Annotated in this window: 22 protein-coding genes, 1 pseudogene and 1 other annotated feature; of the genes and pseudogenes, 7 read left to right on the top strand and 16 right to left on the bottom strand. The window is 54.5% G+C overall.

Annotation, left to right across the window (positions count from 1 at the left end):
* Window positions 1-4: 4 nt before the first annotated feature.
* Together ribF and AB2B48_RS21425 are read right to left on the bottom strand one after the other, a co-directional pair.
* On the bottom strand, window positions 5-943 hold the full coding sequence (ribF, locus tag AB2B48_RS21430) for a bifunctional riboflavin kinase/FAD synthetase (protein ID WP_368300159.1): 939 nt from the start codon (window positions 941-943) through the stop codon (window positions 5-7).
* Window positions 944-992: 49 nt separating this feature from the next.
* On the bottom strand, window positions 993-1,148 hold the full coding sequence (locus AB2B48_RS21425) for a hypothetical protein (RefSeq protein WP_368301993.1): 156 nt from the start codon (window positions 1,146-1,148) through the stop codon (window positions 993-995).
* A 123-nt stretch (window positions 1,149-1,271) separates the two neighbouring features.
* Here AB2B48_RS21425 and rpsT point away from each other — a divergent pair, with 123 nt between their 5' ends.
* On the top strand, window positions 1,272-1,535 hold the full coding sequence (rpsT, locus tag AB2B48_RS21420) for a 30S ribosomal protein S20 (RefSeq protein ID WP_003018940.1): 264 nt from the start codon (window positions 1,272-1,274) through the stop codon (window positions 1,533-1,535).
* A gap of 138 nt (window positions 1,536-1,673) precedes the next feature.
* On the opposite strand, the gene nhaR is transcribed toward rpsT, so the two are convergent.
* The 4 genes from nhaR to dnaK form a co-directional block, all read right to left on the bottom strand.
* Window positions 1,674-2,573, bottom strand: coding sequence for a transcriptional activator NhaR (gene nhaR / locus AB2B48_RS21415; RefSeq protein WP_185668292.1), 900 nt, complete (start codon window positions 2,571-2,573; stop codon window positions 1,674-1,676).
* A 38-nt stretch (window positions 2,574-2,611) separates the two neighbouring features.
* The gene (nhaA, locus tag AB2B48_RS21410) at window positions 2,612-3,781 is read right to left on the bottom strand and encodes a Na+/H+ antiporter NhaA (protein ID WP_368300158.1); all 1,170 of its coding nucleotides are present in this window, start codon (window positions 3,779-3,781) and stop codon (window positions 2,612-2,614) included.
* A 173-nt stretch (window positions 3,782-3,954) separates the two neighbouring features.
* A complete protein-coding gene (gene dnaJ / locus AB2B48_RS21405) occupies window positions 3,955-5,094 on the bottom strand; it encodes a molecular chaperone DnaJ (RefSeq protein ID WP_185668290.1) in 1,140 nt (379 codons plus the stop codon).
* A gap of 88 nt (window positions 5,095-5,182) precedes the next feature.
* Window positions 5,183-7,105 (bottom strand): molecular chaperone DnaK, encoded by a 1,923-nt coding sequence (dnaK, locus tag AB2B48_RS21400; RefSeq protein ID WP_368300156.1) that lies wholly within the window; start codon window positions 7,103-7,105, stop codon window positions 5,183-5,185.
* A gap of 370 nt (window positions 7,106-7,475) precedes the next feature.
* Between dnaK and AB2B48_RS21395 the strand changes: the two genes are divergently transcribed.
* The 3 genes from AB2B48_RS21395 to satP all read left to right on the top strand — a co-directional run bounded on the left by AB2B48_RS21395 (window position 7,476) and on the right by satP (window position 9,334).
* Window positions 7,476-7,880 (top strand): DUF2541 family protein, encoded by a 405-nt coding sequence (locus AB2B48_RS21395; protein ID WP_185668289.1) that lies wholly within the window; start codon window positions 7,476-7,478, stop codon window positions 7,878-7,880.
* A gap of 27 nt (window positions 7,881-7,907) precedes the next feature.
* Entirely contained in the window at window positions 7,908-8,633 is a 726-nt protein-coding gene (locus tag AB2B48_RS21390; protein WP_368300155.1) for a DUF3944 domain-containing protein, read from the top strand.
* Between the two features lie 134 nt (window positions 8,634-8,767).
* Entirely contained in the window at window positions 8,768-9,334 is a 567-nt protein-coding gene (gene satP / locus AB2B48_RS21385) for an acetate uptake transporter (RefSeq protein ID WP_185668287.1), read from the top strand.
* A 111-nt stretch (window positions 9,335-9,445) separates the two neighbouring features.
* Here satP and AB2B48_RS21380 read toward each other — a convergent pair whose 3' ends face one another.
* Both AB2B48_RS21380 and mog read right to left on the bottom strand, forming a co-directional pair.
* Window positions 9,446-10,741 carry an MFS transporter gene (locus AB2B48_RS21380; RefSeq protein WP_368300154.1) on the bottom strand — a complete coding sequence of 432 codons (1,296 nt, stop codon included), beginning with the start codon at window positions 10,739-10,741 and terminating at the stop codon, window positions 9,446-9,448.
* Between the two features lie 125 nt (window positions 10,742-10,866).
* Window positions 10,867-11,454 carry a molybdopterin adenylyltransferase gene (gene mog, locus AB2B48_RS21375; RefSeq protein ID WP_035896213.1) on the bottom strand — a complete coding sequence of 196 codons (588 nt, stop codon included), beginning with the start codon at window positions 11,452-11,454 and terminating at the stop codon, window positions 10,867-10,869.
* Window positions 11,455-11,647: 193 nt separating this feature from the next.
* Between mog and AB2B48_RS21370 the strand changes: the two genes are divergently transcribed.
* Window positions 11,648-12,586, top strand: a complete 939-nt coding sequence (locus AB2B48_RS21370; protein WP_185668285.1) for an Rpn family recombination-promoting nuclease/putative transposase — start codon at window positions 11,648-11,650, stop codon at window positions 12,584-12,586.
* Window positions 12,587-12,644: 58 nt separating this feature from the next.
* Here AB2B48_RS21370 and tal read toward each other — a convergent pair whose 3' ends face one another.
* Entirely contained in the window at window positions 12,645-13,598 is a 954-nt protein-coding gene (gene tal / locus AB2B48_RS21365; protein WP_220440344.1) for a transaldolase, read from the bottom strand.
* Window positions 13,599-13,850: 252 nt separating this feature from the next.
* Here tal and AB2B48_RS21360 point away from each other — a divergent pair, with 252 nt between their 5' ends.
* Both AB2B48_RS21360 and yaaA read left to right on the top strand, forming a co-directional pair.
* Complete coding sequence (locus tag AB2B48_RS21360) at window positions 13,851-15,281, top strand: alanine/glycine:cation symporter family protein (RefSeq protein WP_368300153.1); 1,431 nt, start codon at window positions 13,851-13,853, stop codon at window positions 15,279-15,281.
* Between the two features lie 66 nt (window positions 15,282-15,347).
* On the top strand, window positions 15,348-16,121 hold the full coding sequence (gene yaaA, locus AB2B48_RS21355; protein WP_185668282.1) for a peroxide stress protein YaaA: 774 nt from the start codon (window positions 15,348-15,350) through the stop codon (window positions 16,119-16,121).
* 84 nt (window positions 16,122-16,205) lie between these two features.
* Here the strand turns inward: yaaA and AB2B48_RS21350 are convergent, their stop codons facing one another.
* From AB2B48_RS21350 to yjjY, 7 genes and pseudogenes are all read right to left on the bottom strand, one after another.
* The gene (locus tag AB2B48_RS21350) at window positions 16,206-16,559 is read right to left on the bottom strand and encodes a DUF2502 domain-containing protein (RefSeq protein ID WP_333011486.1); all 354 of its coding nucleotides are present in this window, start codon (window positions 16,557-16,559) and stop codon (window positions 16,206-16,208) included.
* Between the two features lie 196 nt (window positions 16,560-16,755).
* Entirely contained in the window at window positions 16,756-18,042 is a 1,287-nt protein-coding gene (gene thrC, locus AB2B48_RS21345; RefSeq protein ID WP_185668280.1) for a threonine synthase, read from the bottom strand.
* Window positions 18,043-18,045: 3 nt separating this feature from the next.
* Window positions 18,046-18,975, bottom strand: a complete 930-nt coding sequence (gene thrB / locus AB2B48_RS21340; RefSeq protein ID WP_185668279.1) for a homoserine kinase — start codon at window positions 18,973-18,975, stop codon at window positions 18,046-18,048.
* A 1-nt stretch (window position 18,976) separates the two neighbouring features.
* Window positions 18,977-21,439 carry a bifunctional aspartate kinase/homoserine dehydrogenase I gene (gene thrA, locus AB2B48_RS21335; protein ID WP_368300151.1) on the bottom strand — a complete coding sequence of 821 codons (2,463 nt, stop codon included), beginning with the start codon at window positions 21,437-21,439 and terminating at the stop codon, window positions 18,977-18,979.
* 25 nt (window positions 21,440-21,464) lie between these two features.
* Window positions 21,465-21,582: a sequence feature (Thr leader region), on the bottom strand.
* Window positions 21,521-21,568, bottom strand: a complete 48-nt coding sequence (locus AB2B48_RS21330) for a hypothetical protein (RefSeq protein ID WP_368301992.1) — start codon at window positions 21,566-21,568, stop codon at window positions 21,521-21,523. Its footprint overlaps the feature before it by 48 nt.
* Before the next feature lie 212 nt (window positions 21,583-21,794).
* A complete protein-coding gene (locus AB2B48_RS21325) occupies window positions 21,795-22,481 on the bottom strand; it encodes a tRNA/rRNA methyltransferase (protein WP_185668276.1) in 687 nt (228 codons plus the stop codon).
* A gap of 399 nt (window positions 22,482-22,880) precedes the next feature.
* Window positions 22,881-23,022, bottom strand: a pseudogene (gene yjjY / locus AB2B48_RS21320) (protein YjjY).
* Window positions 23,023-23,074 lie beyond the last annotated feature (52 nt).

The following is a 23,074-nucleotide window of genomic DNA, read 5'->3' as shown; positions in this document are numbered from 1 at the left end:
GCATTTAAGCCGGGTTTGAAAGCCCAAAAAACTCGCGGGCCGTTAATTCATCACGCGCAATCTGCGCTTTTAGTTCATCCAGCGACGCAAATCGCTGCTCGTTGCGTATTTTTTTACGCAGCACTACATCTATATGGCGACCGTAAAGGTCCATTACAACGTCGAGCAAATGCACTTCCAGCTGCTGGCGAACGCCAGCAACGGTCGGGCGCGTACCAATATTTGCCACGCCCGGCAGAGGCTTATCACCCAGCCCCGTGACTTCTACCGCATAGACCCCTTTTACCGGGGACACCTGACGACGCAGCGGTAAGTTCGCCGTCGGGAAACCGATGGTGCGGCCCAGTTCATCGCCGTGCACCACGCGCCCGGAGATGATAAATGGGTGGCCCAGAAGGCTTTCGGCCTGTTCGAGGTTATCCTCAGCCAGCGCCTGACGTACGGCGGTGCTACTGATGCGCACGCCGCCGTGACAGAAGGTTTCGGTACTGGTGATATCGAAACCAAAATCTTCACCAGCCTTCTGTAATAACAAGAAATCGCCCTGACGACCAGCGCCGAAGCGGAAATCATCGCCAACGGCGAGGAACTGCACCCCCAGACGCTTCACCAGCAGTTCGCTGATAAAATCCTGTGCGGTAAGCGCCGCAAAGCGACGGTCAAAGCGCAGGCAGAGGACGTAGTCCACTCCACTCTCGGCCAGATAGCACAGCTTTTCACGCAGGCGCGTCAAGCGAGCCGGGGCCTTGTCAGCCGCGAAAAGCTCCAGCGGCTGCGGTTCAAAAATCATCACCACCACAGGCAAACCGCGCGCCCTGCCCTCGGCACGTAAGCCTTGCAGTAACGCCTGATGCCCGCGATGCACACCGTCGAAATTACCAATGGTCAGCACGCACCCATGCGGGGCCTGACTGAGATTATGTATGCCGCGTATCAGCTTCATGTCTGGCTCAAAAGAGTGAAAATCGTCAGAGTATACCTTGTACAACCCGTCACGTTAACCCGCGATTACGCCTCACGGCGGAAAGAAGGAATGTTTTCATCAGCATCCGCTGGAAAGGTAAGAAAATATGGCCGGCGCGCATGATTTTTGTGCCGGAAGGACTGTATTCGTTGCCCACAAGCTGGTAGAATCCTGCGCCATCAATACGTAATGCAGCGTTGTCAAATTAACGGCGCTTATTTGCACAAATCCATTGACAAAAGAAGGCTAAACGGGCATATTCCTCGGCCTTTGAATTGTCCATATAGAACACATTTGGGAGTTGGCCTTGGCTAATATCAAATCAGCTAAGAAGCGCGCCGTTCAGTCTGAAAAGGCTCGCAAACACAACGCTAGCCGTCGCTCTATGATGCGTACTTTCATCAAGAAAGTATACGCAGCTATCGAAGCTGGCGACAAAGCTACTGCACTGAAAGCATTTAACGAAATGCAACCAATCGTGGACCGTCAGGCTGCTAAAGGTCTGATCCACAAAAACAAAGCTGCACGTCATAAAGCAAACCTGACTGCACAGATCAACAAACTGGCTTAATCGCCTGCTTGTTATCAGCTTTGAAAAAGACCCGCTTAATGCGGGTTTTTTTATGCCTGTAATTTGGGTGTTTCCCCGGCGGCGCTTCGCTTGGCCGGGCTACAAACGCTTGCAGCACCGGCCCTGAAGCACAACGGATTATTTAAATGGTTCGGCAAACAGCGCCGAATAATCGCGATGGCAAATACGCTGCACCGCCGGGTGCTGAATCATCCGTTCGGCGAATATCGCGTGATACTCTTCCATCACGTTGTCCATCCGGCCAATCTCAACGATATTGTCATCGGCATAGAAGTCATGCGCGTATAGCGTTGGTGCGACAAATATCGCGTTATGCGCCGCGCCAAACGCCTTCATCAGCGCCGCATCGTCAAACTCGCCCAGAATCTCAACCTTCAGCCCCTGCACGTTAAACCAGTTCAGCAGCTTACGGCCCAGCATCGAGCGACGACCCGGGATCAGCAACCGACGCTCCTCCAGGCAGGCCGGGAACGGTTTTTCCGGCGGCGGATTCATACACCAGAAGCTGACGCTGCATTCACCGATTTTCACCGAAAACAGCCCTTCCTGCTGCGTCGAGTCGATCGGGCAGTCGGAGATAATCATATCGAGCTTATGCTGGCTCAACTGCTCCAGTAGCATCTCATGCGTCGATTCAAAGCAGCGTAGGTGGATCTGCTCATCTTCCACCACCGCGGCATCCAGCACGCCGCTGACCAGTCGTTTGGATAGCGCATCCGCCACGCCGACGTCGAACAGCAGGTTCGACTCTTTGCGGTAGTTAACGATATCCAGCATCTCCTGGCTTAGGGTGAACATTTTGTCCGCGTAGCGGAAGACCAACTCACCCAGCTCGCTCGGCTCGATCCCGCGCCCTTTACGTTTAAACAGCTTGCCCTGCAACCGTTCTTCCAGTGCCTTGATCTGCCCGGTGATGGTTTGCGGCGTCAGGAACAGCGCCTCCGCCGCCCCCACCACCGAGCCTTCCTTGTAGACATGCCAGAAGTAGTAAAGGTGGTTGTAATTAATGTGCGACATGCCCTGTGCTCCCCTCTCCTTTGATTCTCATCTTGCGCTTAAGCCATCTGCGGCTTCAAATGCGCACGTAATAAACTGTATCCAACGACCGCCGATATCACCGAGCCAATCAGAATGCCAAGCTTCGCCCAGTTAATCAGCGACGGGTCGACGCTGCCAAAGGCCAGGCTGGCGATAAAGATAGACATGGTGAAGCCAATCCCGCACAGCAGGCCAACGGCCATAATCTGTGAAAAGTCGGCCCCTTCTGGCAGCTTCGCCAGCTTGAGCTTCAGCGCCAGCCAGCAAAACAGACTAATGCCCAACGGCTTACCGATAAACAGACCCGCAATAATGCCCAGCGGCAGCAGCGAGGTCAGCCCAGCGAGCGTGACGCCCTGCAGGGAGACACCGGCGTTGGCAAAGGCAAACAGCGGCAGGATCATAAAGGCCACCCACGGGTGCAGCACATGCTCAAGCTGCTTCGCCGGCGACTTACCGTTCTGCTCGCGCAGCGGGATAAAGAAACCAACAATCACTCCGGCCAGAGTAGCGTGTACGCCGGACTTCAGCACCGCCGTCCACAGGATCACGCCCACCAGAATATAGATGCCGGTACGGCGTACGCCGCTCATATTCAGAATCGCGAGCACCACAATGGCGGCCGCCGCGACAGCCAGCGACAGCAGCGACAAATCGTTAGTGTAAAACAGCGCGATAATGACGATGGCACCCAAATCGTCGATGATGGCTAACGCCATCAGGAAGATCTTGAGTGAGGCTGGTACGCGACTGCCCAGCAGTGCCAGCACGCCAAGCGCAAAGGCGATATCCGTCGCCGCTGGAATTGCCCAGCCACTGCTCGCTACCGGGTCCTGAGCGTTAAACGCCAGGTAAACCAGCGCAGGCACTACCATGCCACCCAGCGCGGCAATGACCGGGAAAATAGCCTGACGACGCGTAGCCAGCGAGCCCTGCATCATCTCGCGTTTGACCTCAAGACCAATCAGCAGGAAAAACACCGCCATCAAGGCGTCGTTAATCCACAGCAGCATGTTCTTGTTAATTTCTAATGCGCCCACGCGCAGCTGCACCGGCGTTTCCAGGAAGGCATGATACAGGCCGCTGGTCGCGCCCATGTTGGCCATCAGCATGGCCAGAACGGCAGCAATAATCAGGATGATGCCACCAGAGGCATCGTTGCTAAAAAAGCGCTGAAGATGCTTCACTTTTACCCTCTCTATAAGCACATATTCATCGATAAAACCATGTTATCGCGTCTAACAGATCGGTAAAATCAGATTATAACTGGATGATAATTCAGTTTAGCCGAACAATAAAAAACCCGAAGCGGAAGGCTTCGGGTTTTTGTCTGGTCCGCACTCGCCCGAGGGGCGAAGGGTTAACGGGTCAAATCGTCAAAGAACTTCTTCACGCCGTCGAAAAAGCTTTTCGAACGCGGACTGTTGTTCTCGCCGGTTGGGCCGCCGAAGCTTTCCTGCAGGTCTTTCAACAGCTGTTTCTGCTTCTCGTTCAGGCCGACCGGGGTTTCCACCACCACGCGACACAGCAGGTCGCCCTGCACGCCGCCGCGGACGGATTTCACGCCCTTGCCGCGCATACGGAACAGTTTGCCAGTTTGCGTTTCGCCTGGAATTTTTAGCTTCACGCGACCGTCGAGCGTCGGGACTTCAATCTCGCCGCCCAGCGCCGCCATAGAGAAGTTAATTGGCACTTCACAGTACAGGTTGTTGCCTTCACGCTCAAAGATAGCGTGCTGCTTCACCTGGACCTGAACGTACAGGTCGCCCGCTGGTGCGCCGTGTTCACCCGCTTCGCCTTCGCCGGTCAGACGAATACGATCGCCGGTATCCACGCCTGCCGGAATTTTAACGGACAGGGTTTTGGTCTTCTCAACGCGACCGTGGCCGTGACATTTGTTGCACGGATCTTTAATCAGCGTACCGCGGCCCTGACAGTGTGGGCAGGTCTGCTGTACAGCGAAGAAGCCCTGACGCATCTGCACCTGGCCGGAGCCATGACAGGTTGGACAGGTCTGCGGCTGCGAGCCCGCTTTAGCGCCGCTGCCGTGGCAGATGTCGCACTCTTCCAGCGTCGGGATGCGGATCTCTTTGGTCACACCACGAACCGCTTCTTCCAGCGTCAGATCCATGTTGTAGCGCAGATCCGCGCCACGGGATGCACGCTGGCGGCCGCGACCACCACCGAAGATATCGCCGAATACGTCACCAAAGATATCGCTGAAGTCCGCGCCGCCGCCGAAACCACCAGCACCGCCGCCGCCCATACCGCCCTGTTCAAAGGCTGCATGTCCGTACTGATCGTAGGCCGCACGCTTCTGCGCGTCGGTCAGGATCTCGTACGCTTCTTTGATCTCTTTAAACTTGGCTTCGGCCTCTTTATCACCCTGGTTGCGGTCCGGGTGGAATTTCATGGCCAGGCGCTTGTACGCCTTTTTGATTTCACGCTCTTCCGCTGTTTTGGAAACGCCCAAAATCTCGTAATAGTCTTGCTTTGCCATTGGTTTTTTTCAGCCCCTTAACATGCGAGCACGGGCGGAGAGGAAACCCTCTTCGCCCGTGCTGATTAATTACCCTGCATCAGGGCGATTATTTTTTGTCTTTCACTTCTTCGAACTCAGCGTCAACAACGTCGTCGTCTTTCGCATTGTTCGCGGAAGCGTCAGCGCCTGCGGCACCCGCCTGCTGCTGTGCGTGCTGCTGCTGAGCGATTTCCATCAGTTTCTGGGAAACCTGCGCCAGCGCCTGCATTTTCGCTTCGATGTCCGCTTTGTCTTCGCCTTTCAGAGACGTTTCCAGTGCGGTCAGCGCAGACTCGATGGCAGTTTTGTCGTCAGCCGGCAGCTGTTCGCCTGCTTCTTCAACCTGCTTACGCGTGCTGTGCAGCAGATGGTCGCCCTGGTTACGGGTCTGAACCAGCTCTTCAAACTTACGGTCAGCTTCGGCGTTAGCTTCGGCTTCACGAACCATTTTCTGAATTTCTTCTTCGTTCAGACCGGAAGAAGCCTTAATGGTGATCTTCTGCTCTTTACCGCTGTTTTTGTCTTTCGCGGAAACGTGCAGGATACCATCAGCATCGATATCGAAGGTCACTTCGATCTGCGGCATGCCGCGTGGTGCTGGGCTGATACCGTCCAGGTTGAACTGACCCAGTGATTTGTTATCGGATGCACGTTTACGCTCACCCTGAATCACGTGGATGGTTACCGCAGACTGGTTGTCTTCAGCGGTAGAGAACACCTGGCTGTGCTTAGTTGGAATGGTGGTGTTTTTGTTGATGAGCGCAGTCATCACACCGCCCATGGTTTCGATACCCAGAGACAGCGGGGTAACGTCCAGCAGCAGCACGTCTTTTACTTCACCGGTCAGAACGCCGCCCTGAACCGCTGCACCGATAGCAACAGCTTCGTCCGGGTTAACGTCTTTACGCGGTTCTTTACCGAAGAACTCAGCAACTTTCTTCTGCACCATTGGCATACGAGTCTGACCACCGACCAGGATAACGTCCTGAATGTCGGATACGGACAGGCCAGCATCCTGCAGCGCAACTTTCAGCGGCTCGATAGAACGGTTAACCAGGTCTTCTACCAGGCTTTCCAGTTTCGCACGGGTCACTTTGATGTTCATGTGTTTAGGACCGGTCGCGTCTGCGGTGATGTACGGCAGGTTCACGTCGGTCTGCTGAGCGGAAGACAGTTCAATCTTCGCTTTCTCAGCGGCTTCTTTCAGGCGCTGCATCGCCAGCGGGTCGTTACGCAGGTCGATGCCCTGATCTTTCTTAAACTCGTCAACGAGGTAGTTGATCAGGCGAGTATCGAAGTCTTCACCACCCAGGTGGGTATCACCGTTGGTCGCCAGAACTTCAAAGGTTTTTTCGCCATCAACTTCGTCGATTTCGATAACGGAAATATCGAAGGTACCACCACCGAGGTCGTATACCGCGATAGTACGGTTGCCGACTTCTTTATCCAGACCGTAAGCCAGCGCAGCTGCGGTTGGTTCGTTGATGATACGTTTGACTTCCAGACCTGCGATACGGCCAGCATCTTTAGTAGCCTGACGCTGAGCATCGTTGAAGTATGCAGGTACGGTGATAACAGCTTCAGTTACCGGCTCACCCAGGTAATCTTCAGCGGTTTTCTTCATTTTCTTCAGCACTTCAGCAGAGATCTGCGGTGGTGCAGTTTTGGTGCCTTTCACATCAAGCCATGCATCGCCATTGTCTGCGGCAACAATTTTGTAAGGCATGATAGAAACGTCACGCTGAACTTCTTCGTCCTGGAAGCGGCGGCCAATCAGGCGTTTAATCGCAAACAGGGTGTTTTGCGGGTTTGTCACTGCCTGACGTTTAGCCGGCTGACCAACCAGAGTTTCACCATCCTGGGTATATGCAATGATAGAAGGCGTGGTGCGGTCGCCTTCGGCGTTCTCCAGAACGCGAGCGGTAGTGCCATCCATAATCGCTACACAAGAGTTGGTAGTACCCAGGTCGATACCAATAATTTTACCCATCTAAACGTCTCCACTAAAAATTCAGTCAACATGTGGTTGTGAATCTGTAATAAGGGCGAAACCTGCTGTTTCAACTACCCTGAATCGTTTTTTTTCAGACTCACTCACTGCGGTTGACTACAAGATGGGGTCGCAACATCATCCATCAAGGGGCAGCCGTAAAATTTTTTCATTCAGTGCGGTTTTATTGCGATAACAGCAAGGCTAATCCGGCAACATTCATTCACATTAAATATATTAAAACACCAATATATTCAGTTAATTACTGACATAAGTTGAAATGATTGAACGCTGAAAGCCATATCGGAGAGAGATAAAATCCGCCCCCTGCATTTGATGTTGTTAAAGGGTCTCTCCGGTAAGGAATAAAATGAAAACAGTATTAAACGTCTCTGCAAGCCTGGCTTTCGGCCTGATGCTTGCCTCCTCCGCCTACGCGAACGATCACAAAACCCTGGGCGTTATTGCTTTACCTCGCAATGAAACCAGCGATCTGACGCTGAAGCTGCCGGTTTGTCGCGTCGTCAAACGTATCCAACTGACCGTCGATCGCGGTGACGCTGAACTTAGCGGCGCCTCCGTCTATTTCAAAGCCGCGCGCAGCAGCAGCCAGAGCCTGAACGTGCCATCGTCGCTGAAAGAGGGCGTAACCACCGATTGGATCAATATCAACAGCGATAACGACAATAAACGCTGCGTCTCAAAAATCACTTTCTCAGGGCATACCGTGAACTCTTCCGATATGGCCTCTTTAAAAATCATCGGCGACGACTAAACGAATCTTTGAGAAGCGATATCCCTAATGAAAGTTTCCTATCTGAACGATGAAGACCTCGTTTTCTTTCAGCACTGTAGCGAAGAACAGCTGGCCAAAATTGCACAACTGCTGACGCATAACGAAAAGGGTAAGCGCCGTCTTTCCAGCACTCTGTTGCATAACGAGCTCTACATGTCGATGGATGGACACCCGGAGCAGCACCGCCGTAACTGGCAGCTGATTGCCGGCGAGTTCCAGCACTTTGGCGGCGACAGCATTGCCAATCAGATTCGCGGTCACGGCAAACTGTATCGCGAAATTCTGCGCGATGTGGCAAAGCGCCTGGGCCTCAAGACCGACAAGGTGATGCCAACGCCAGCCATCGAGAAACTGCTGCTGGAGCATTTTGTTCGTAGTGCCTGGAAGCGCATGACCGATGAACAAAAAGTACGTTTCCGTACTTCCGTTGAGCTGAAAGTGATGGAGTTGGAAACCATGCTGCCGCACTTAATTGATCACCATCGACTGGACCACGGCATTGAACATCTGCTTGGTTTTCAGCTAAGCCATATCCTGCACAAACATGCTGCTGTTAGCATCATTGGCCACGGCATGGTGCGCGGTGCGGGGCTTGGCGGCCCGGTGGGTGCCGCAGTAAACGGGGTGAAGGCCGTTAGCGGTAGTGCCTATCGCGTGACGATTCCGGCAGTGCTGCGCATTGCCTGTTTGCGTCGAATTATTGCAAGATCCGCGCTGCAACACGCCGATTAGCAGCCCTCCTGGAGAGTAAATATTTCATTTTCCCCTCGTTCAGATCATAGACAGCGGGTTTGCCCATGATTATGATGCCGCGCCCCCGAATTTGGGGAGATAACTTTAACATTCAATGATGACTTTGAGGGATTATGGAAAATACTAAGTTGGCTAACCCCGCACCGCTGGGCCTGATGGGCTTCGGTATGACCACCATTCTGCTGAACCTGCATAATGCGGGTTTCTTTGCTTTAGACGGTATTATTCTCGCAATGGGTATTTTTTACGGTGGTATCGCGCAGATTTTCGCGGGCCTGCTTGAATACAAAAAAGGGAATACTTTCGGCCTGACTGCATTCACTTCTTATGGTTCTTTCTGGCTGACGCTGGTCGCTATTCTGCTGATGCCGAAGATGGGTCTGACCGAGGCACCTAATGCACGGTTCCTCGGCGCCTACCTGGGTGTGTGGGGTGTGTTCACGCTGTTCATGTTCTTCGGTACGCTGAAAGCTGCACGTATGCTGCAGTTCGTGTTCCTGAGCCTGACCGTGCTGTTCGCACTGCTGGCGATTGGCAACATCAACGGCAACGAAGCGATTATCCACGTCGCGGGCTGGGTTGGTCTGATCTGTGGCGCGAGCGCTATTTATCTGGCAATGGGTGAAGTGCTGAACGAGCAGTTCGGTTGCACCGTACTGCCAATTGGTGAAAAGCACTAATCCTCGCCTCATGTTGAAAAACGCCGGCCTGTCCGGCGTTTTTTTTGCCTGCAAACTACCGTTCCTGGGATTATTGATTCCTCGCCATCTGCGCGATTCCCCGGCGTCGGCTTACGCCTCGGCCGGGCTACGGTTTTCTGCGGGTATCTCTTTACGCAGCCAGATGCCAAGCCCAAGGCCAATCAACGACAGCGCCAGGACGTACCAGGCTGGCGCCATCGGCGAAACGCCCATCAGCATGGTGACGGCAATTGGCGTCAGGCCACCGAAGATGGCGTAAGAGACGTTGTAAGAGAAGGAAATCCCGGTAAAACGCACTTCCGCCGGGAAGGCGCGCACCATGACGTACGGTACTGCACCCACCACGCCAACGCACAGCCCCACTAACCCGTAGAGCAAGAATAGCTGTTCAGGATGCGTTCCTGCGAGATGGTAAAAGAACCAGCTTGAGCAGGCGAGCAGGACGCTGCCAACCATAAAGGTTTTGCTGGCGCCAACGCGATCGACAATCAACCCTGCCAGCAGGCAACCGACGCAGAGCATCACCGTTGCCACGCTATTGGCCTGTAAGGTCAGCGCGGGGGCAAAGCCGTACTGCTTTTGCAGCCAGACCGGCGACATCAGGATAACCACCACAATGCCCGCAGACAGCAGCCAGGTCAGCAGCATTGAGACCACTACCGCCTGCTTGTGTTTGAGGACAACGGATTTAATCGGTAACTCCTGCGCCAGCGCTTTGCGCTGCTGCATTTCCAGGAAGATAGGCGTTTCCTGCAGCCAGCGGCGCAGATACATCGCCACCAGGCCGAAGATACCGCCCAGCAGGAACGGAATACGCCAGCCGCCGTCATGAATCGCCTGCGCGGAGAGTTGGGTATTAATCAGCGTTGCCACCACCGAGCCCAGCAGGATCCCCACCGTCAGCCCAGCCGTCAGCGTACCGCAGGCAATGCCGATACGGCGCGCGGGCACATGCTCAGCCACAAACACCCAGGCCCCCGGCACTTCCCCGCCGATGGCCGCCCCCTGCAGAATACGCATCAACAGCAACAGCAGCGGCGCAACCAGACCTGCGGTGGCAAAGGTCGGCAGCAGGCCAATCGCCAGCGTCGGCACCGCCATCAGCAGAATGCTAAGGGTGAACATCTTTTTGCGCCCGACCAGATCGCCGAAATGCGCCATGATGATGCCGCCCAGCGGACGGGCAAGGTAGCCCGCGGCAAAGATGCCAAAGGTCTGCACCTGACGCAACCACTCGGGGATATCAGCCGGGAAAAAGAGTTCTCCGACGACAGCGGCGAAGAAGACGAAAATAATGAAGTCATAAAACTCCAGCGCGCCGCCTAATGCCGCCAGCGTCAGAGTTTTATAATCTTGTCGATTCAGAGGTCGGGTGTAATGTGACATAACAAACCATTCGCAAAGTCGAGCTGTTGATATAAGTTTACGATTTGTGTAAAGCAAAAATGACTATACCGTAAACCCTATCGCACTCCAGAGGAATGATAGGTTATGTCAGAAAAGCATCACATTCAGGATAAAGTCTCGCGGCGAGCGCTCTTAGGGCGGAATGCTGCTACCACATCGCTGTTCGTCTCAATATAAGGCCCCTCCAGCAACTGTACACAATACGGTACACTTGCAAAGATACCGTTCACCAGCACCTTACCGTCCGCGTCTTTCACCCCTTCCAGCGTCTCCTGAATGGCTTTCGGCTGGCCCGGCAGGTTGAGGATCAGCGCCTGCTTACGGATAACGCCCACCTGACGGGAAAGAATGGCCGTTGGGACAAAGTGCAGGCTCACCTGACGCATCTGTTCGCCAAAGCCCGGCATCACGCGGTCGGCAATCGCCAGCGTCGCATCCGGAGTCACATCACGCCGGGCTGGGCCGGTGCCGCCGGTGGTCAGCACCAGGTGGCAGCTCATCTCATCCACCAGCTCACACAGCGTTTGCTCAATAATGGTTTGTTCATCAGGAATCAGACGAGTTTCCACCTTAAAAGGGGTTGTCAGTGCCGATGCCAGCCACTCTTCCAATGCCGGGATGCCTTTGTCCTGATAAACGCCGCTGGAAGCGCGATCAGAGATAGAAACTAAGCCAATGCGTAAAGTGTTCATGATTATTCCGTTAAAACCGTAGCGTTAAGCAGAATAATACACGCGAATGGGCGGCAATACTAAGACCCCAAACGGGTTATCCGCCGGGTTTCCCGAGGCGCGCCGCAAAATGAAAACACCAAATAACGATTCGCTATCGTATCGAGAGTGAGGGTGGCAGACTCCGGCCAAATGTTTCCACGGAGGGTTGGATATGCGAAAAAACAGGACACCTACGCCGCACGATCTCGTGTTTAAAACATTTCTTTCCACCATGGAAACCGCACGGGATTTTATTGCCATTCATCTTCCTCCCGCGCTGCTGCGGCTCTGCGATTTGCAAACGCTGAAGCTCGAGTCCGGCAGCTTTATCGAAGAGGATTTACACCCCTACTACAGCGATATGCTCTACTCGCTAAAAACCGCTTGCGGTGACGGCTACATCCATGTACTGATAGAACATCAAAGCTCGCCGGATAAACATATGGCTTTTCGCCTGATGCGCTACGCCATTGCCGCCATGCAGCGCCATCTGGAAGCAGGCCATAAAACGCTACCGCTGGTGATTCCCATTCTGTTTTACCATGGACGAGAAAGCCCCTATCCCTACTCCATGAACTGGTTGGATAACTTTACCGATCCGGTGCTGGCGACGCGTATTTATAGCCAGGATTTTCCGTTGGTCGACATCACGGTTATCCCCGATGATGAAATTATGCGCCACCGTAGCATGGCTGCGCTAACGCTGATTCAGAAGCATATCCGCCAACGCGATCTCACGCGGTTTCTCGACAAACTCGCTGGGTTATTAACTCGAAACCACATCAGCGGACAACAGGTCATTGCGCTGGTAAACTACATGCTTCAGGCGGGAGAAGCACAGGATGCCCGCACATTGCTGTACGAAATGGCGCAGCGCGCACCACAGTATGGAGACGAACTCATGACGTTAGCAGAACAGCTAAAGCAGGAAGGACGCATCGAAGGAATACAACAAGGTATGCAACAAGGTCTACAGCAGGGTATCCAAACCGGGGAACGCGAAACATCGCGTAAAATTGCGCGGGCAATGCTCGAAAAAGGAATCCCGGCGGCCGATATCATCGAAATGACCGGCGTGAGCGCAGAAGAACTTCCCTCCCTCCAGCATTAATAAAAAAATAGCCCGCTCTCTTTAGAGAAGCGGGCTGTTGTCATGCAACCAAGCTGAATTACAGCAGGTCGCCGATCATTTTTTCCAGTTTTTCCTGGTCGATGGCAAACTTACGGATACCTTCCGCCAGTTTATCAACGGCCATTGGATCCTGGTTGTGCTGCCACAGGAACTCGGACTCGGTGATGCGGTCTGGACGCGCTTTCACTTCGCCGGTATAGGTCAGTTTACGTTCCAGAGCGCCTTCGCTTTCTGCCAACTCTTTGAGCAGCGCAGGGGCGATGGTCAGGCGGTCACAGCCAGCCAGTTCCAGGATTTCACCGATGTTACGGAAGCTTGCGCCCATAACGACGGTTTCGTAACCGTGCTGTTTGTAGTACTGGTAGATTTCGCTAACAGAAACCACGCCTGGATCTTCCGCTGGTGCGTACTCTTTCTTATCGGTATTGGCTTTGTACCAATCCAGAATACGGCCCACGAACGGGGAGATCAGGAACACGCCAGCTTCAGCACAAGCACGCGCCTGAGCGAAGGAGAACAGCAGCGTCAGGTTACAGTTGATGCCTTCTTTTTCCAGCTGCTCCGCTGCGCGGATACCCTGCCAGGTAGAAGCCAGTTTGATCAGGATACGATCGTTGCTGATGCCAGCATCGTTGTACATTTTGATCAGACGTTTCGCTTTAGCGATAGACGCATTGGTGTCGTAGGACAGACGCGCATCGACTTCGGTAGAGATACGGCCAGGGACCAGCTTCAGAATTTCCAGGCCGATATTGACGGCCAGTTTGTCAGTAGCATCCACAACCTGCTGAGCACGGTCGCTGCTCTGGCTACGCGCCCACTCAATCGCATCATCAATCAGTTTACGATATTCAGGGATCTGCGCGGCGCCCAGAATCAGGGAAGGGTTGGTTGTCGCATCCTGAGGCTGATACAGCTTCATTGCTGCGATGTCTCCGGTGTCAGCCACTACGGTTGTGTACTGACGCAGAGATGTCAATTTATCCGTCATGATAGTGTTTCTCTTTAAACAGCTGTTAGGGGGATGTAACCGGTCTGCCCCGATAATATCACGCCCCTTCCTCAGCGCAACCGCCGACATCGCCAGACCGCAGAGTATGATAAACTGAAGCATCAAACTTTGAGGGGTGAGATTCTCTGCCCTTATTGTGGTAACGCTTACATTGGCTGAATCGAATCGTGCGAAGGAACGTGACCTTCCCGGAAGCAGCCACCAGTTTCGGCATAGACAAGAGGACGTTTAATGCCTGATTTCCTGTCTTTTATCAGCGAGATACTGTGGGGTTCGGTAATGATTTACCTGCTCCTCGGGTGCGGCATCTGGTTCACCTGGAGAACCGGCTACATCCAGTTTCGCTACATCCGTCAGTTTAGCAAAAGTCTGAAAAGAAGCCTGACACCACGTAAAGGTGGGCTGACCTCATTTCAGGTTCTGTGTATCAGTCTCGCCGCGCGCGTTGGCAGCGGCAATCTGGCTGGTGTCGCGCTGGCTATTACCATCGGTGGCCCTGGCGCCGTGTTCTGGATGTGGGTCGCGGCGATCATCGGCATGGCCAGCAGCTTCGCAGAGTGCTCACTTGCCCAACTCTACAAAGAGCGCGACGCCAAAGGACAGTTTCGCGGCGGCCCGGCGTGGTATATGTCTCGCGGGCTGGGAATGCGCTGGATGGGTGTGCTCTTCTCACTGTTCCTGCTCGTGGCCTACGGGTTAATCTTTAATACCGTGCAGGCCAACTCCACGGCTCATGCGCTGAAATATGCTTTTAATGTTCCCGGCGGCGTGACCGGCGTGGTCATGGCATTCATCGCTCTTCTGGTCATTATGCGTGGGCTGAAAGGGGTCGCACGGCTTAGCCAGTGGCTGGTACCGTGCATGGCGCTACTGTGGGTGATGACGTGTTTACTGATTACCCTGTGGCACATTGTCGAGCTCCCTTCCATCGTCAATCTGATCATCCGCAGCGCCTTTGGCTGGCAGGAAGCGGCGGCCGGAGCGGCGGGCTACACCGTAAGCCAGGCTATCACCAGCGGTTTTCAGCGCAGCATGTTCTCCAACGAAGCCGGTATGGGCTCAACACCGAATGCCGCCGCTGCTGCCGCATCGTTCCCTCCACATCCGGCGGCACAAGGGATTGTGCAGATGATTGGCGTGCTGATTGATACCGTCGTTATCTGTAGCGCCAGTGCGATGGTGGTTCTGCTGGCCGGCCACGGCACAAAAACCACCAGCTATGATGGCATTCAGCTCATCCAGCACGCCATGAGCGTATTGGTCGGGGAATGGGGCGCCAGCTTTGTCGCCATCGTAATGATACTGTTCGCCTTCACCTCCGTTGTGGCGAACTATATCTACGCTGAGAATAACCTGATCTTTTTACGTTGGGATAAGCCGTGGGCAATCTGGCTGCTGCGCATCGCGACGCTGTCGATGGTGGTCCTGGGGAGTCTGTTGAGTCTGCCGGTGGTCTGGCAAATGGCAGATGTGATTATGGCGCTGATGGCCATCACCAACCTGACGGCCATTCTGCTGCTCTCGCCGGTGGTGCGCATTATCGCGCTGGACTATCTGCGCCAGCGTAAGCTCGGCGTAACGCCAGTGTTTGACCCTGATTATTATCCGGAAATCGCCCAGCAACTGGCGCCGGAGAGTTGGGATCAACCGCCGCGCCAATAACAGCAATCGATCACTTTGCGCCGTTTTTTTGTTAAAGTTGCGTGAAATTTTCTGCAAGGACTGGATATGCTGATTCTGATCTCCCCGGCCAAAACGCTCGATTACCAAAGCGAGCTCGCCACCACGCGCTTTACCCAGCCCGCGCTGCTGGAGCACTCCCAGCAGCTGATCCGCGAGGCGCGCAAGCTCTCCGCACCGCAGATAAAAGCGCTGATGGGCATTAGCGACAAGCTGGCCGACCTCAACGCCACCCGCTTCCACGACTGGCACCCGGACTTCACGCCCGATAACGCACGTCAGGCGATTCTGGCGTTTAAAGGCGATGTCTATACCGGGCTGCAGGCGGAGACCTTCAGCGAGGCGGACTTCGATTTCGCCCAGCAGCATCTGCGGATGCTCTCAGGCCTGTACGGCGTGCTGCGCCCGCTGGATCTGATGCAGCCTTATCGTCTGGAAATGGGCATTCGTTTTGAGAACCCGCGCGGGAAAGATCTCTACCAGTTCTGGGGCGATGAGATAACCAAAACGCTAAACGCGGCGCTAGAAGCACAGGGGGACGATGTGGTGATTAACCTGGCCTCGGACGAGTATTTCCGCTCGGTGAAACCGAAGGCGCTTGAAGGCCGCATCATCAAGCCGGTGTTCCTCGACGAGAAGAACGGCAAGTTTAAGGTGATCAGCTTCTACGCCAAAAAGGCGCGCGGCCTGATGAGCCGGTACATCATTGAAAATCGCCTGAGCAAGCCGGAGCAGTTGACCGGGTTTGATAGCGAAGGGTATTTCTTTGATGCGGAAAGCTCGAGCGCTGAAGAACTGGTCTTCAAACGCCACGAACAGTAACTAAGTCGCCCGGCCGAGCAAAGCGACGCCGGGGCTGCTGCGGTATAAAAAACCCGGCGTCGCTTTGATCGGCCGGGCTACAGGTTAATGATGGTCATTTGGCGGCGGGCGATGATCGTTGCCATGGCCGTGATTGTCGCCATGTCCACGATCGTTGTGATCCCAACCGTCATGGCGATCGCCATGATGATCGTCGTGCCCACGGTTATCATAGTGCGGCGGCGGTGGCGTATGAGCATGCCAGCGGTTGTCGCGCCATTCATAGTGATCCTTCCACCAGCTATGGTCACGCCAGTGTCCACCATCCCAATAGTTGCCGTTATTGTCCTGGTCGCCAATTTGCAGCTTCACTGCCGGCAGCAGAGTAATCTCTGCGGCCTGTGTCATAACCGGAGCCGCCAATAGCATTGCCAGTGCTAACATCGCAGGTTTTAACATAGGTAACTCCTCTGTTCATCATTCGCCAATGTGGCCGATGAACAAAGCTTACTGCGGCGAAAACCAGCTTGTTATTGTCCGCAATCCTATATTCTGAGGCCCCGCATTTATTGGGAATTCCTCCTTTTTCCCTGCCGAATCCCTGCATAATTTCTCCCTATTTCCCCCTTCGCTGAGAAAGGGGGAAACGGAGAAATTACGCTTTGCTCATCATCAGCTTACGCAGCTCGGCATAATCAGCCGGCAGGTTGTGTGATAACAGCGGCAGGTCGGCGCGGTCCGCCAGCGCTTTTGGCAACGGCAGCGTTTCGCCCAGAATCTCTTCGACGCTCTCTTTAAACTTCGCCGGGTGCGCGGTGCCGAGGAACAGGCCGTACTCGCCTGGCTGCAGCTGGTCACGCAGCGCACGGTAGGCAATCGCCGCGTGCGGTTCAGAGGTGTAGCCGAGCCCTTGCAGTTCGCGCATGGTCGCTTTGGTGGTCTCATCATCCACCGCCGCGTAGCCCAGCTCGTTCAGACGCCAGATTTTGCGACGGAACAGCTCTTCAACGCGCGGCCAGTTGTTAGGCTGGCTGACGTCCATGGCGTTCGATAACGTGGCCTGAGTCGCCTTTGGTGCCCATTTGCCGTCCTGCAGGAAGCGTGGCACGGTGTCGTTGGCGTTGGTGGCCGCGATAAAGCGTTTCACCGGCAGACCCAGCGATTTCGCCAGCAGACCTGCAGTCAGGTCACCAAAGTTGCCGCTTGGTACGGAAACCACCAGCTGATTGCGCGCTTCCTGCGGCAGCTGCGCCACCGCTTCGAAGTAGTAGCAAATCTGCGCCAGCAGGCGGCTGATGTTGATGGAGTTAGCGGAGTTCAGACCCAGCGCGACCTTCAGCTCTTCGTCATCGAAGGCCTGTTTGACCAGTGCCTGGCAGGCATCAAAGTCACCGTCAATGGCCACGGTTTCAATATTGCCGCCCAGAGTACAGAACAGCTTTTCCTGCAGCGGGCTGATTTTGCCGCGCGGATACAGGATAACCACTTTGACGTTTGGCAGGCCGTAGAAGGCATGCGCCACGGCCGCACCGGTATCGCCCGAAGTCGCGGTAAGAATCGTCACCGGCTTGTCGCCCGCAATAAGGGTCAGCATCTGCGCCATAAAACGGCCGCCGAAGTCTTTGAACGCCAGGGTTGGGCCGTGGAACAGCTCCAGACAGCCGACATCTTCCTGCACCTTGTTAACCGGCGCCGGGAAGGTGAACGCCTTGCCGATACGCGCGGCTAGCTCAGCCTGCGGGATTTCATCACCGATGAACGCAGAGAGGATCTTCGCGCTGCGGGTGACGAAGTCCTGGGTCAACAGGTCATCAATGTCGGTCAGGTTGAATTCCGGCAGGTCGTGCGGGAAGAACAGCCCCTGGTGTTTGCCAAGCCCTTGAGTCACAGCCTGCGCAAAGCTGACCTGCTCATTGTGATCTTTTAAGTTATAGAGTTTCATCGGTTATCCCACTACTCGTGCGCCCGCTGTGTCCAGCCGGCAAATATGAACGAAGCCTTCTTGATTCTGCAGATAATGCTGGCCGAGCCAGTCCGCCACGCGCTGCGCCGTTTCCGTTTTATCGCACAGGGCAAACAGCGTTGGCCCGGAACCGGAGATACCACAGGCGACGGCGCCAATACCGGCTACTGCCTGACGCGCTTCATTAAAGCCCGGCAGCAGTTTGGTACGGTAAGGCTCAGCAATCACGTCTTTCATCAGTTTCGCCGCCAGCTGAGGCTGACGGGAGTAGCAGGCGTGAATAAAGCCTGCCAGGTGGCGGCCGTGAGCGATACAGTCCTGACGGCGATATTGCGCAGGCAGAATGGCCCGCGCTTCCGCCGTCGAGACTTTAATGCCCGGATAAGCCAGCACCCAAAGCCAATCGTCGAAGCACGGTACCTGCTGGCTGATGATATCGTTCTCTTCAATCATCAGTTGCATGCCGCCTAGATAGCACGGTGCGACGTTATCGTAATGCACGCTGCCGGAGATACGCCCTTCCAGCTCGCCCATCAGCGCCAGCATACGGGTTTCATCCAGCGGCTTACCGCAGAATTCGTTCATCGCCACCAGTGCGGCGACCACGGAACAGGCGCTGGAACCCAGGCCAGAACCGATCGGCATATTTTTTTCCAGCGTCATCGCTACTGGAACATTTTTGCCAATTTCCTGGCAATAGCGCTCCCAGCATTGATAGACGATGTTTTCATGCGGGTCGCTCGGCAGCTTGTCCGCAAAGCGCCCCAGATTCTGCAGGCTGAAGCGGTCTGCTGCCTCAACCGATACGTTATCGCCCAGCAGACTGCCGTCAATCGGCGTCACAGCGGCACCCAGTACATCAAACCCGACGCTCATATTGGCACTGGAAGCCGGGGCATAAACCTTAACCATGTTAAACTCCTAACTTCCATGACAGCGTACGCAGAAGGTCAGCAAATACCCCTGCCGCCGTCACATCGTTGCCTGCGCCATAGCCGCGCAGTACCAGCGGAAGCGGTTGATAGTAGCGGCTGTAGAACGCCAGCGCGTTCTCGCCATTTTTGATTTTATACAGTGGGTCGTTGCCATCGACGGCGGCCACTTTCACCCGGCACACGCCGTCTTCTTCGATGTTGCCAACATAACGCAGCACTTTACCTTCATCACGCGCTTTCGCCACGCGAGCGGAAAATTCATCGTCTAGCTGCGGCAGACGCGCCATGAAACTCTCGGTATCGCCCGAGTCATCGAAGCTTTCCGGCAGCACGGACTCGACCACAATATCACTCAACTCAAGGTTACGCCCGGTTTCACGTGCCAGAATCAGCAGCTTACGCGCGACGTCCATCCCGGAAAGGTCATCACGCGGATCCGGCTCGGTATAGCCCATTCCACGTGCCATCGCCGTAGCTTCGGAGAGGCTCATCCCCTCGTCCAGCTTGCCGAAAATAAACGACAGCGAGCCGGAGAGAATCCCGGAGAAGTGCTGCAGTTCATCGCCCGCGTTGAGCAGGTTTTGCAGGTTTTCAATCACCGGCAGCCCCGCGCCGACGTTGGTGTCGTAGAGGAACTTACGGCGCGACAGCCCGGCGGCATGACGCAGTTGATGGTAGTAATCCATCGACGAGGTGTTGGCCTTTTTGTTCGGCGTCACCACGTGGAAGCCTTCACGCAGGAAGTCGGCGTACTGATCGGCCACCGCCTGGCTTGAGGTGCAGTCGACGATCACCGGGTTCAGCAGGTGATACTCCTTCACCAGGCGAATCAGGCGGCCCAGGTTGAACGGCTCTTTGGCTTCCGCCAGCTCGGCTTCCCAGTTTTCAAGATTCAGGCCATGGACGCTGGTCAGCAGCGCGCGGGAGTTCGCCACACCGCACACGCGCAGGTCGATATGCTTTTTCTTCAGCCACGCCTGCTGGCGTTTGATCTGCTCCAGCAGCGCGCCGCCGACGCCACCCACGCCCACCAGGAACACTTCAATTACCTGGTCGGTGTTAAACAGCATCTGGTGGGTCACACGCACGCCGGTCGTCGCGTCGTCGTTGTTCACCACCACGGAGATAGAGCGCTCGGAAGAGCCCTGAGCAATCGCCACGATATTGATATTGGCACGGGCCAGCGCGGCAAAGAACTTCGCCGAGATGCCGCGCAGCGTACGCATACCGTCGCCAACCACGGAGATAATCGCCAGACGCTCCATGATGGCCAGCGGCTCCAGCAGTTCTTCTTTCAGCTCCAGATAGAACTCATCTTCCATCGCCTTCTTCGCCCGCGCGCAGTCGCTTTGCGGCACGCAGAAGCTGATGCTGTATTCAGAGGACGATTGGGTAATCAGTACTACCGAGATACCGGCGCGAGACATGGTCGCAAACACGCGCGCCGCCATGCCAACCATCCCTTTCATGCCGGGGCCAGAGACGTTAAACATCGCCATGTTGTTGAGGTTAGAGATCCCCTTCACTGGCAATGAATCATCATCGCTGCTGGCACCGATAAGCGTACCGGGGGCTTGAGGATTACCGGTGTTTTTAATCAGGCAAGGGATCTGGAACTGGGCGATGGGGGCAATTGTGCGAGGGTGGAGAACTTTAGCGCCGAAGTAGGAGAGCTCCATCGCTTCCTGATACGACATGCTCTTCAGCAGGCGCGCATCCGGTACCTGGCGCGGGTCACAGGTGTAAACACCGTCGACATCGGTCCAGATTTCACAACAGTCGGCGCGTAAACAGGCGGCCAGTACGGCAGCGGAATAGTCGGAGCCATTACGCCCCAGCACCACCAGCTCGCCCTTCTCGTTACCGGCGGTAAAGCCCGCCATCAGCACCATGTGGTCTGATGGGATCTGGCTTGCCACGATGCGGCGGGTAGATTCAGCAATATCGACAGTAGATTCAAGGTAGTGGCCAACGGCCAGCAGTTTTTCAACCGGGTTAATCACGGTCACTTTGTGGCCACGGGCGCTCAGCAGGCCTGCCATGATAGCAATCGACAGCTTCTCGCCGCGGCAGATAAGCCCTGCGTTAACGCTGTCCGGGCACTGACCCAGCAGGCTGATGCCGTGCAGGATGTGCTTAATCTGAGAGAATTCCAGCTCAACGGCGGCTTTCAGGTCGGCGAGCGGAAAACCTGGCTGGGCGTTAGCGAGTCCCTGAAGCAGTTCAGCAAAGATTCGTTCGGCATCGGCGATATTGGTCAGCGCATCCTGGCCACCAATGGTTTTTTCAATCATCGCCACGAGGTGGTTAGTGATTTTTGCCGGGGCAGAGAGCACGGTTGCTACCTGCCCCTGCCTGGCGTTGCTTTCCAGGATATCGGCAACACGCAGAAACCGTTCCGCATTTGCCACTGATGTACCGCCGAACTTCAAGACTCGCATGGTTTTTACCCCTTGATCACTAGTCGAAAAAAAAGCCCGCACTGTTTAGGTGCGGGCTTTTTTTTGTGTTTCCTGTACGCGTCAGCCCGCACCGTTACCTGTGGTAATAGTGGTGGTGGTAATGGTCATAATGCTGCTGATGCGAATCATGGATGTTGTGTGCTCTGTTATTTCTCTGTCTGTATGCCTATATTGGTTAAAGTATCTGCCCATCTAAGTCAATGAATTTTTAACTTCGTCACGTTCCGCAATCAGTTCACATCAGCCCAAACAACCACCGATAAACCACCACAACAGCCATAAGTTAAGCAAAATGTTGGGGTATAACACCATACGTAAACACGATGACAGAATTTTACTCTGGCATATTTTTTTCAATATCATGCAGCAAACGATGCAACATTGCCGTATCGCGATGCGTTAGTAAGCCAATACGTTGTTGCAGCCAGTCAGCCATTTTTACATCTCCGGCGACATCCAGACGCGCCAGCAAAGCAGTGATACGTGCCCTTAACGCAATCAGCTGATTCTCGTCACCTTCCGTTGCCGTCGGGTTCGCGGTTTGTAACAGCGAAGAGAGCTGATAACAATAAACCATCACCGCCTGCCCCAGGTTCAGCGAGGGATAATCAGCGACCATTGGCACGCCGGTCAGCACATCGGCCAGCGCCAATTCATCGTTGGTTAACCCCGAGTCTTCACGGCCAAAGACCAGCGCGGCGTGCCCCATCCACTGCGCTTTTTCCTCCAGCATCGGCAGCAGCTCCTGCGGCGTGGCGTAGTAGTGAAAACGGGCGCGGCTGCGAGCGGTGGTGGCGACGGTGAAATCCACGTCGTGCAGCGCTTCCGCAAGCGTTGGGTAGCAGGTGATGTCATCAATGATATCGGTCGAACCGTGAGCTACCCAGCGGGTCGCTGGCTCGAGGTGCGCAACGCTATCCACGATACGCAAATCGTGGAATCCCATGGTCTTCATTGCTCGGGCGGCAGCGCCGATATTTTCGGCTCTTGCTGGAGAAACCAGCACAATAGATAAGCGCATTTAAAGTTCTCTTAATTTCCTGTCAGCGGCAATAATGTGATGTACTTCAACATATTGCGCAGCGCGAATTTACAAAAATGCAACAAAAATCAATGAAATGATGTTTCATAACATATAAAAGAAGCTAAACTATTCAGGGCGAAATTATCAATTAGTTATGTTAACAGAAGTGATATATCTCTATGTTTATACGAACTATTTCCATTACCATAGAACAATAACAATTGGATTCACCACATTTATCAGTTAACCTGTGCAACTACTTGAGTTGTGGAAAAAATGTGATAGGCGTTATCATTCCAGAGTGATGATTTCACCAAACTGTTAACGTGCTACAATTGAACTTGATATATGTCAACGAAGCGTAGGTTTATTGGCGGTCTGGTGCCTCTTTACCTGTTATGTTGCTGTTAAAATGGTTAGGATGACAACCGTTTTTGACACTGTCGGGTCCAGAGGGAAGAGTACCCACGACCAAGCTAATGATGTTGTTGACGTTGATGGAAAGTGCATCAAGAACGCAATTACGTACTTTAGTCATGTTACGCCGATCATGTTAATTTTCGACATGCATCAGGCAGGTCAGGGACTAT

The sequence above is a fragment of the Kluyvera sichuanensis genome, from assembly GCF_040930405.1.
GTDB lineage: Bacteria > Pseudomonadota > Gammaproteobacteria > Enterobacterales > Enterobacteriaceae > Kluyvera > Kluyvera sichuanensis.
The sequence above is the reverse complement of the archived record's forward strand: the minus strand, read 5'-3'. Positions and strand labels throughout refer to the sequence as shown.

Coding starts and splice junctions, on each gene's coding strand:
- ribF (WP_368300159.1), bottom strand. CDS start 943: ATGAAGCTGATACGCGGCATACATAATCTCAGTCAGGCCCCGCATGGG.
- nhaR (WP_185668292.1), bottom strand. CDS start 2,573: ATGTCGCACATTAATTACAACCACCTTTACTACTTCTGGCATGTCTAC.
- dnaJ (WP_185668290.1), bottom strand. CDS start 5,094: ATGGCAAAGCAAGACTATTACGAGATTTTGGGCGTTTCCAAAACAGCG.
- dnaK (WP_368300156.1), bottom strand. CDS start 7,105: ATGGGTAAAATTATTGGTATCGACCTGGGTACTACCAACTCTTGTGTA.
- AB2B48_RS21395 (WP_185668289.1), top strand. CDS start 7,476: ATGAAAACAGTATTAAACGTCTCTGCAAGCCTGGCTTTCGGCCTGATG.
- AB2B48_RS21390 (WP_368300155.1), top strand. CDS start 7,908: ATGAAAGTTTCCTATCTGAACGATGAAGACCTCGTTTTCTTTCAGCAC.
- satP (WP_185668287.1), top strand. CDS start 8,768: ATGGAAAATACTAAGTTGGCTAACCCCGCACCGCTGGGCCTGATGGGC.
- AB2B48_RS21380 (WP_368300154.1), bottom strand. CDS start 10,741: ATGTCACATTACACCCGACCTCTGAATCGACAAGATTATAAAACTCTG.
- mog (WP_035896213.1), bottom strand. CDS start 11,454: ATGAACACTTTACGCATTGGCTTAGTTTCTATCTCTGATCGCGCTTCC.
- AB2B48_RS21370 (WP_185668285.1), top strand. CDS start 11,648: ATGCGAAAAAACAGGACACCTACGCCGCACGATCTCGTGTTTAAAACA.
- tal (WP_220440344.1), bottom strand. CDS start 13,598: ATGACGGATAAATTGACATCTCTGCGTCAGTACACAACCGTAGTGGCT.
- AB2B48_RS21360 (WP_368300153.1), top strand. CDS start 13,851: ATGCCTGATTTCCTGTCTTTTATCAGCGAGATACTGTGGGGTTCGGTA.
- yaaA (WP_185668282.1), top strand. CDS start 15,348: ATGCTGATTCTGATCTCCCCGGCCAAAACGCTCGATTACCAAAGCGAG.
- AB2B48_RS21350 (WP_333011486.1), bottom strand. CDS start 16,559: ATGTTAAAACCTGCGATGTTAGCACTGGCAATGCTATTGGCGGCTCCG.
- thrC (WP_185668280.1), bottom strand. CDS start 18,042: ATGAAACTCTATAACTTAAAAGATCACAATGAGCAGGTCAGCTTTGCG.
- thrB (WP_185668279.1), bottom strand. CDS start 18,975: ATGGTTAAGGTTTATGCCCCGGCTTCCAGTGCCAATATGAGCGTCGGG.
- thrA (WP_368300151.1), bottom strand. CDS start 21,439: ATGCGAGTCTTGAAGTTCGGCGGTACATCAGTGGCAAATGCGGAACGG.
- AB2B48_RS21325 (WP_185668276.1), bottom strand. CDS start 22,481: ATGCGCTTATCTATTGTGCTGGTTTCTCCAGCAAGAGCCGAAAATATC.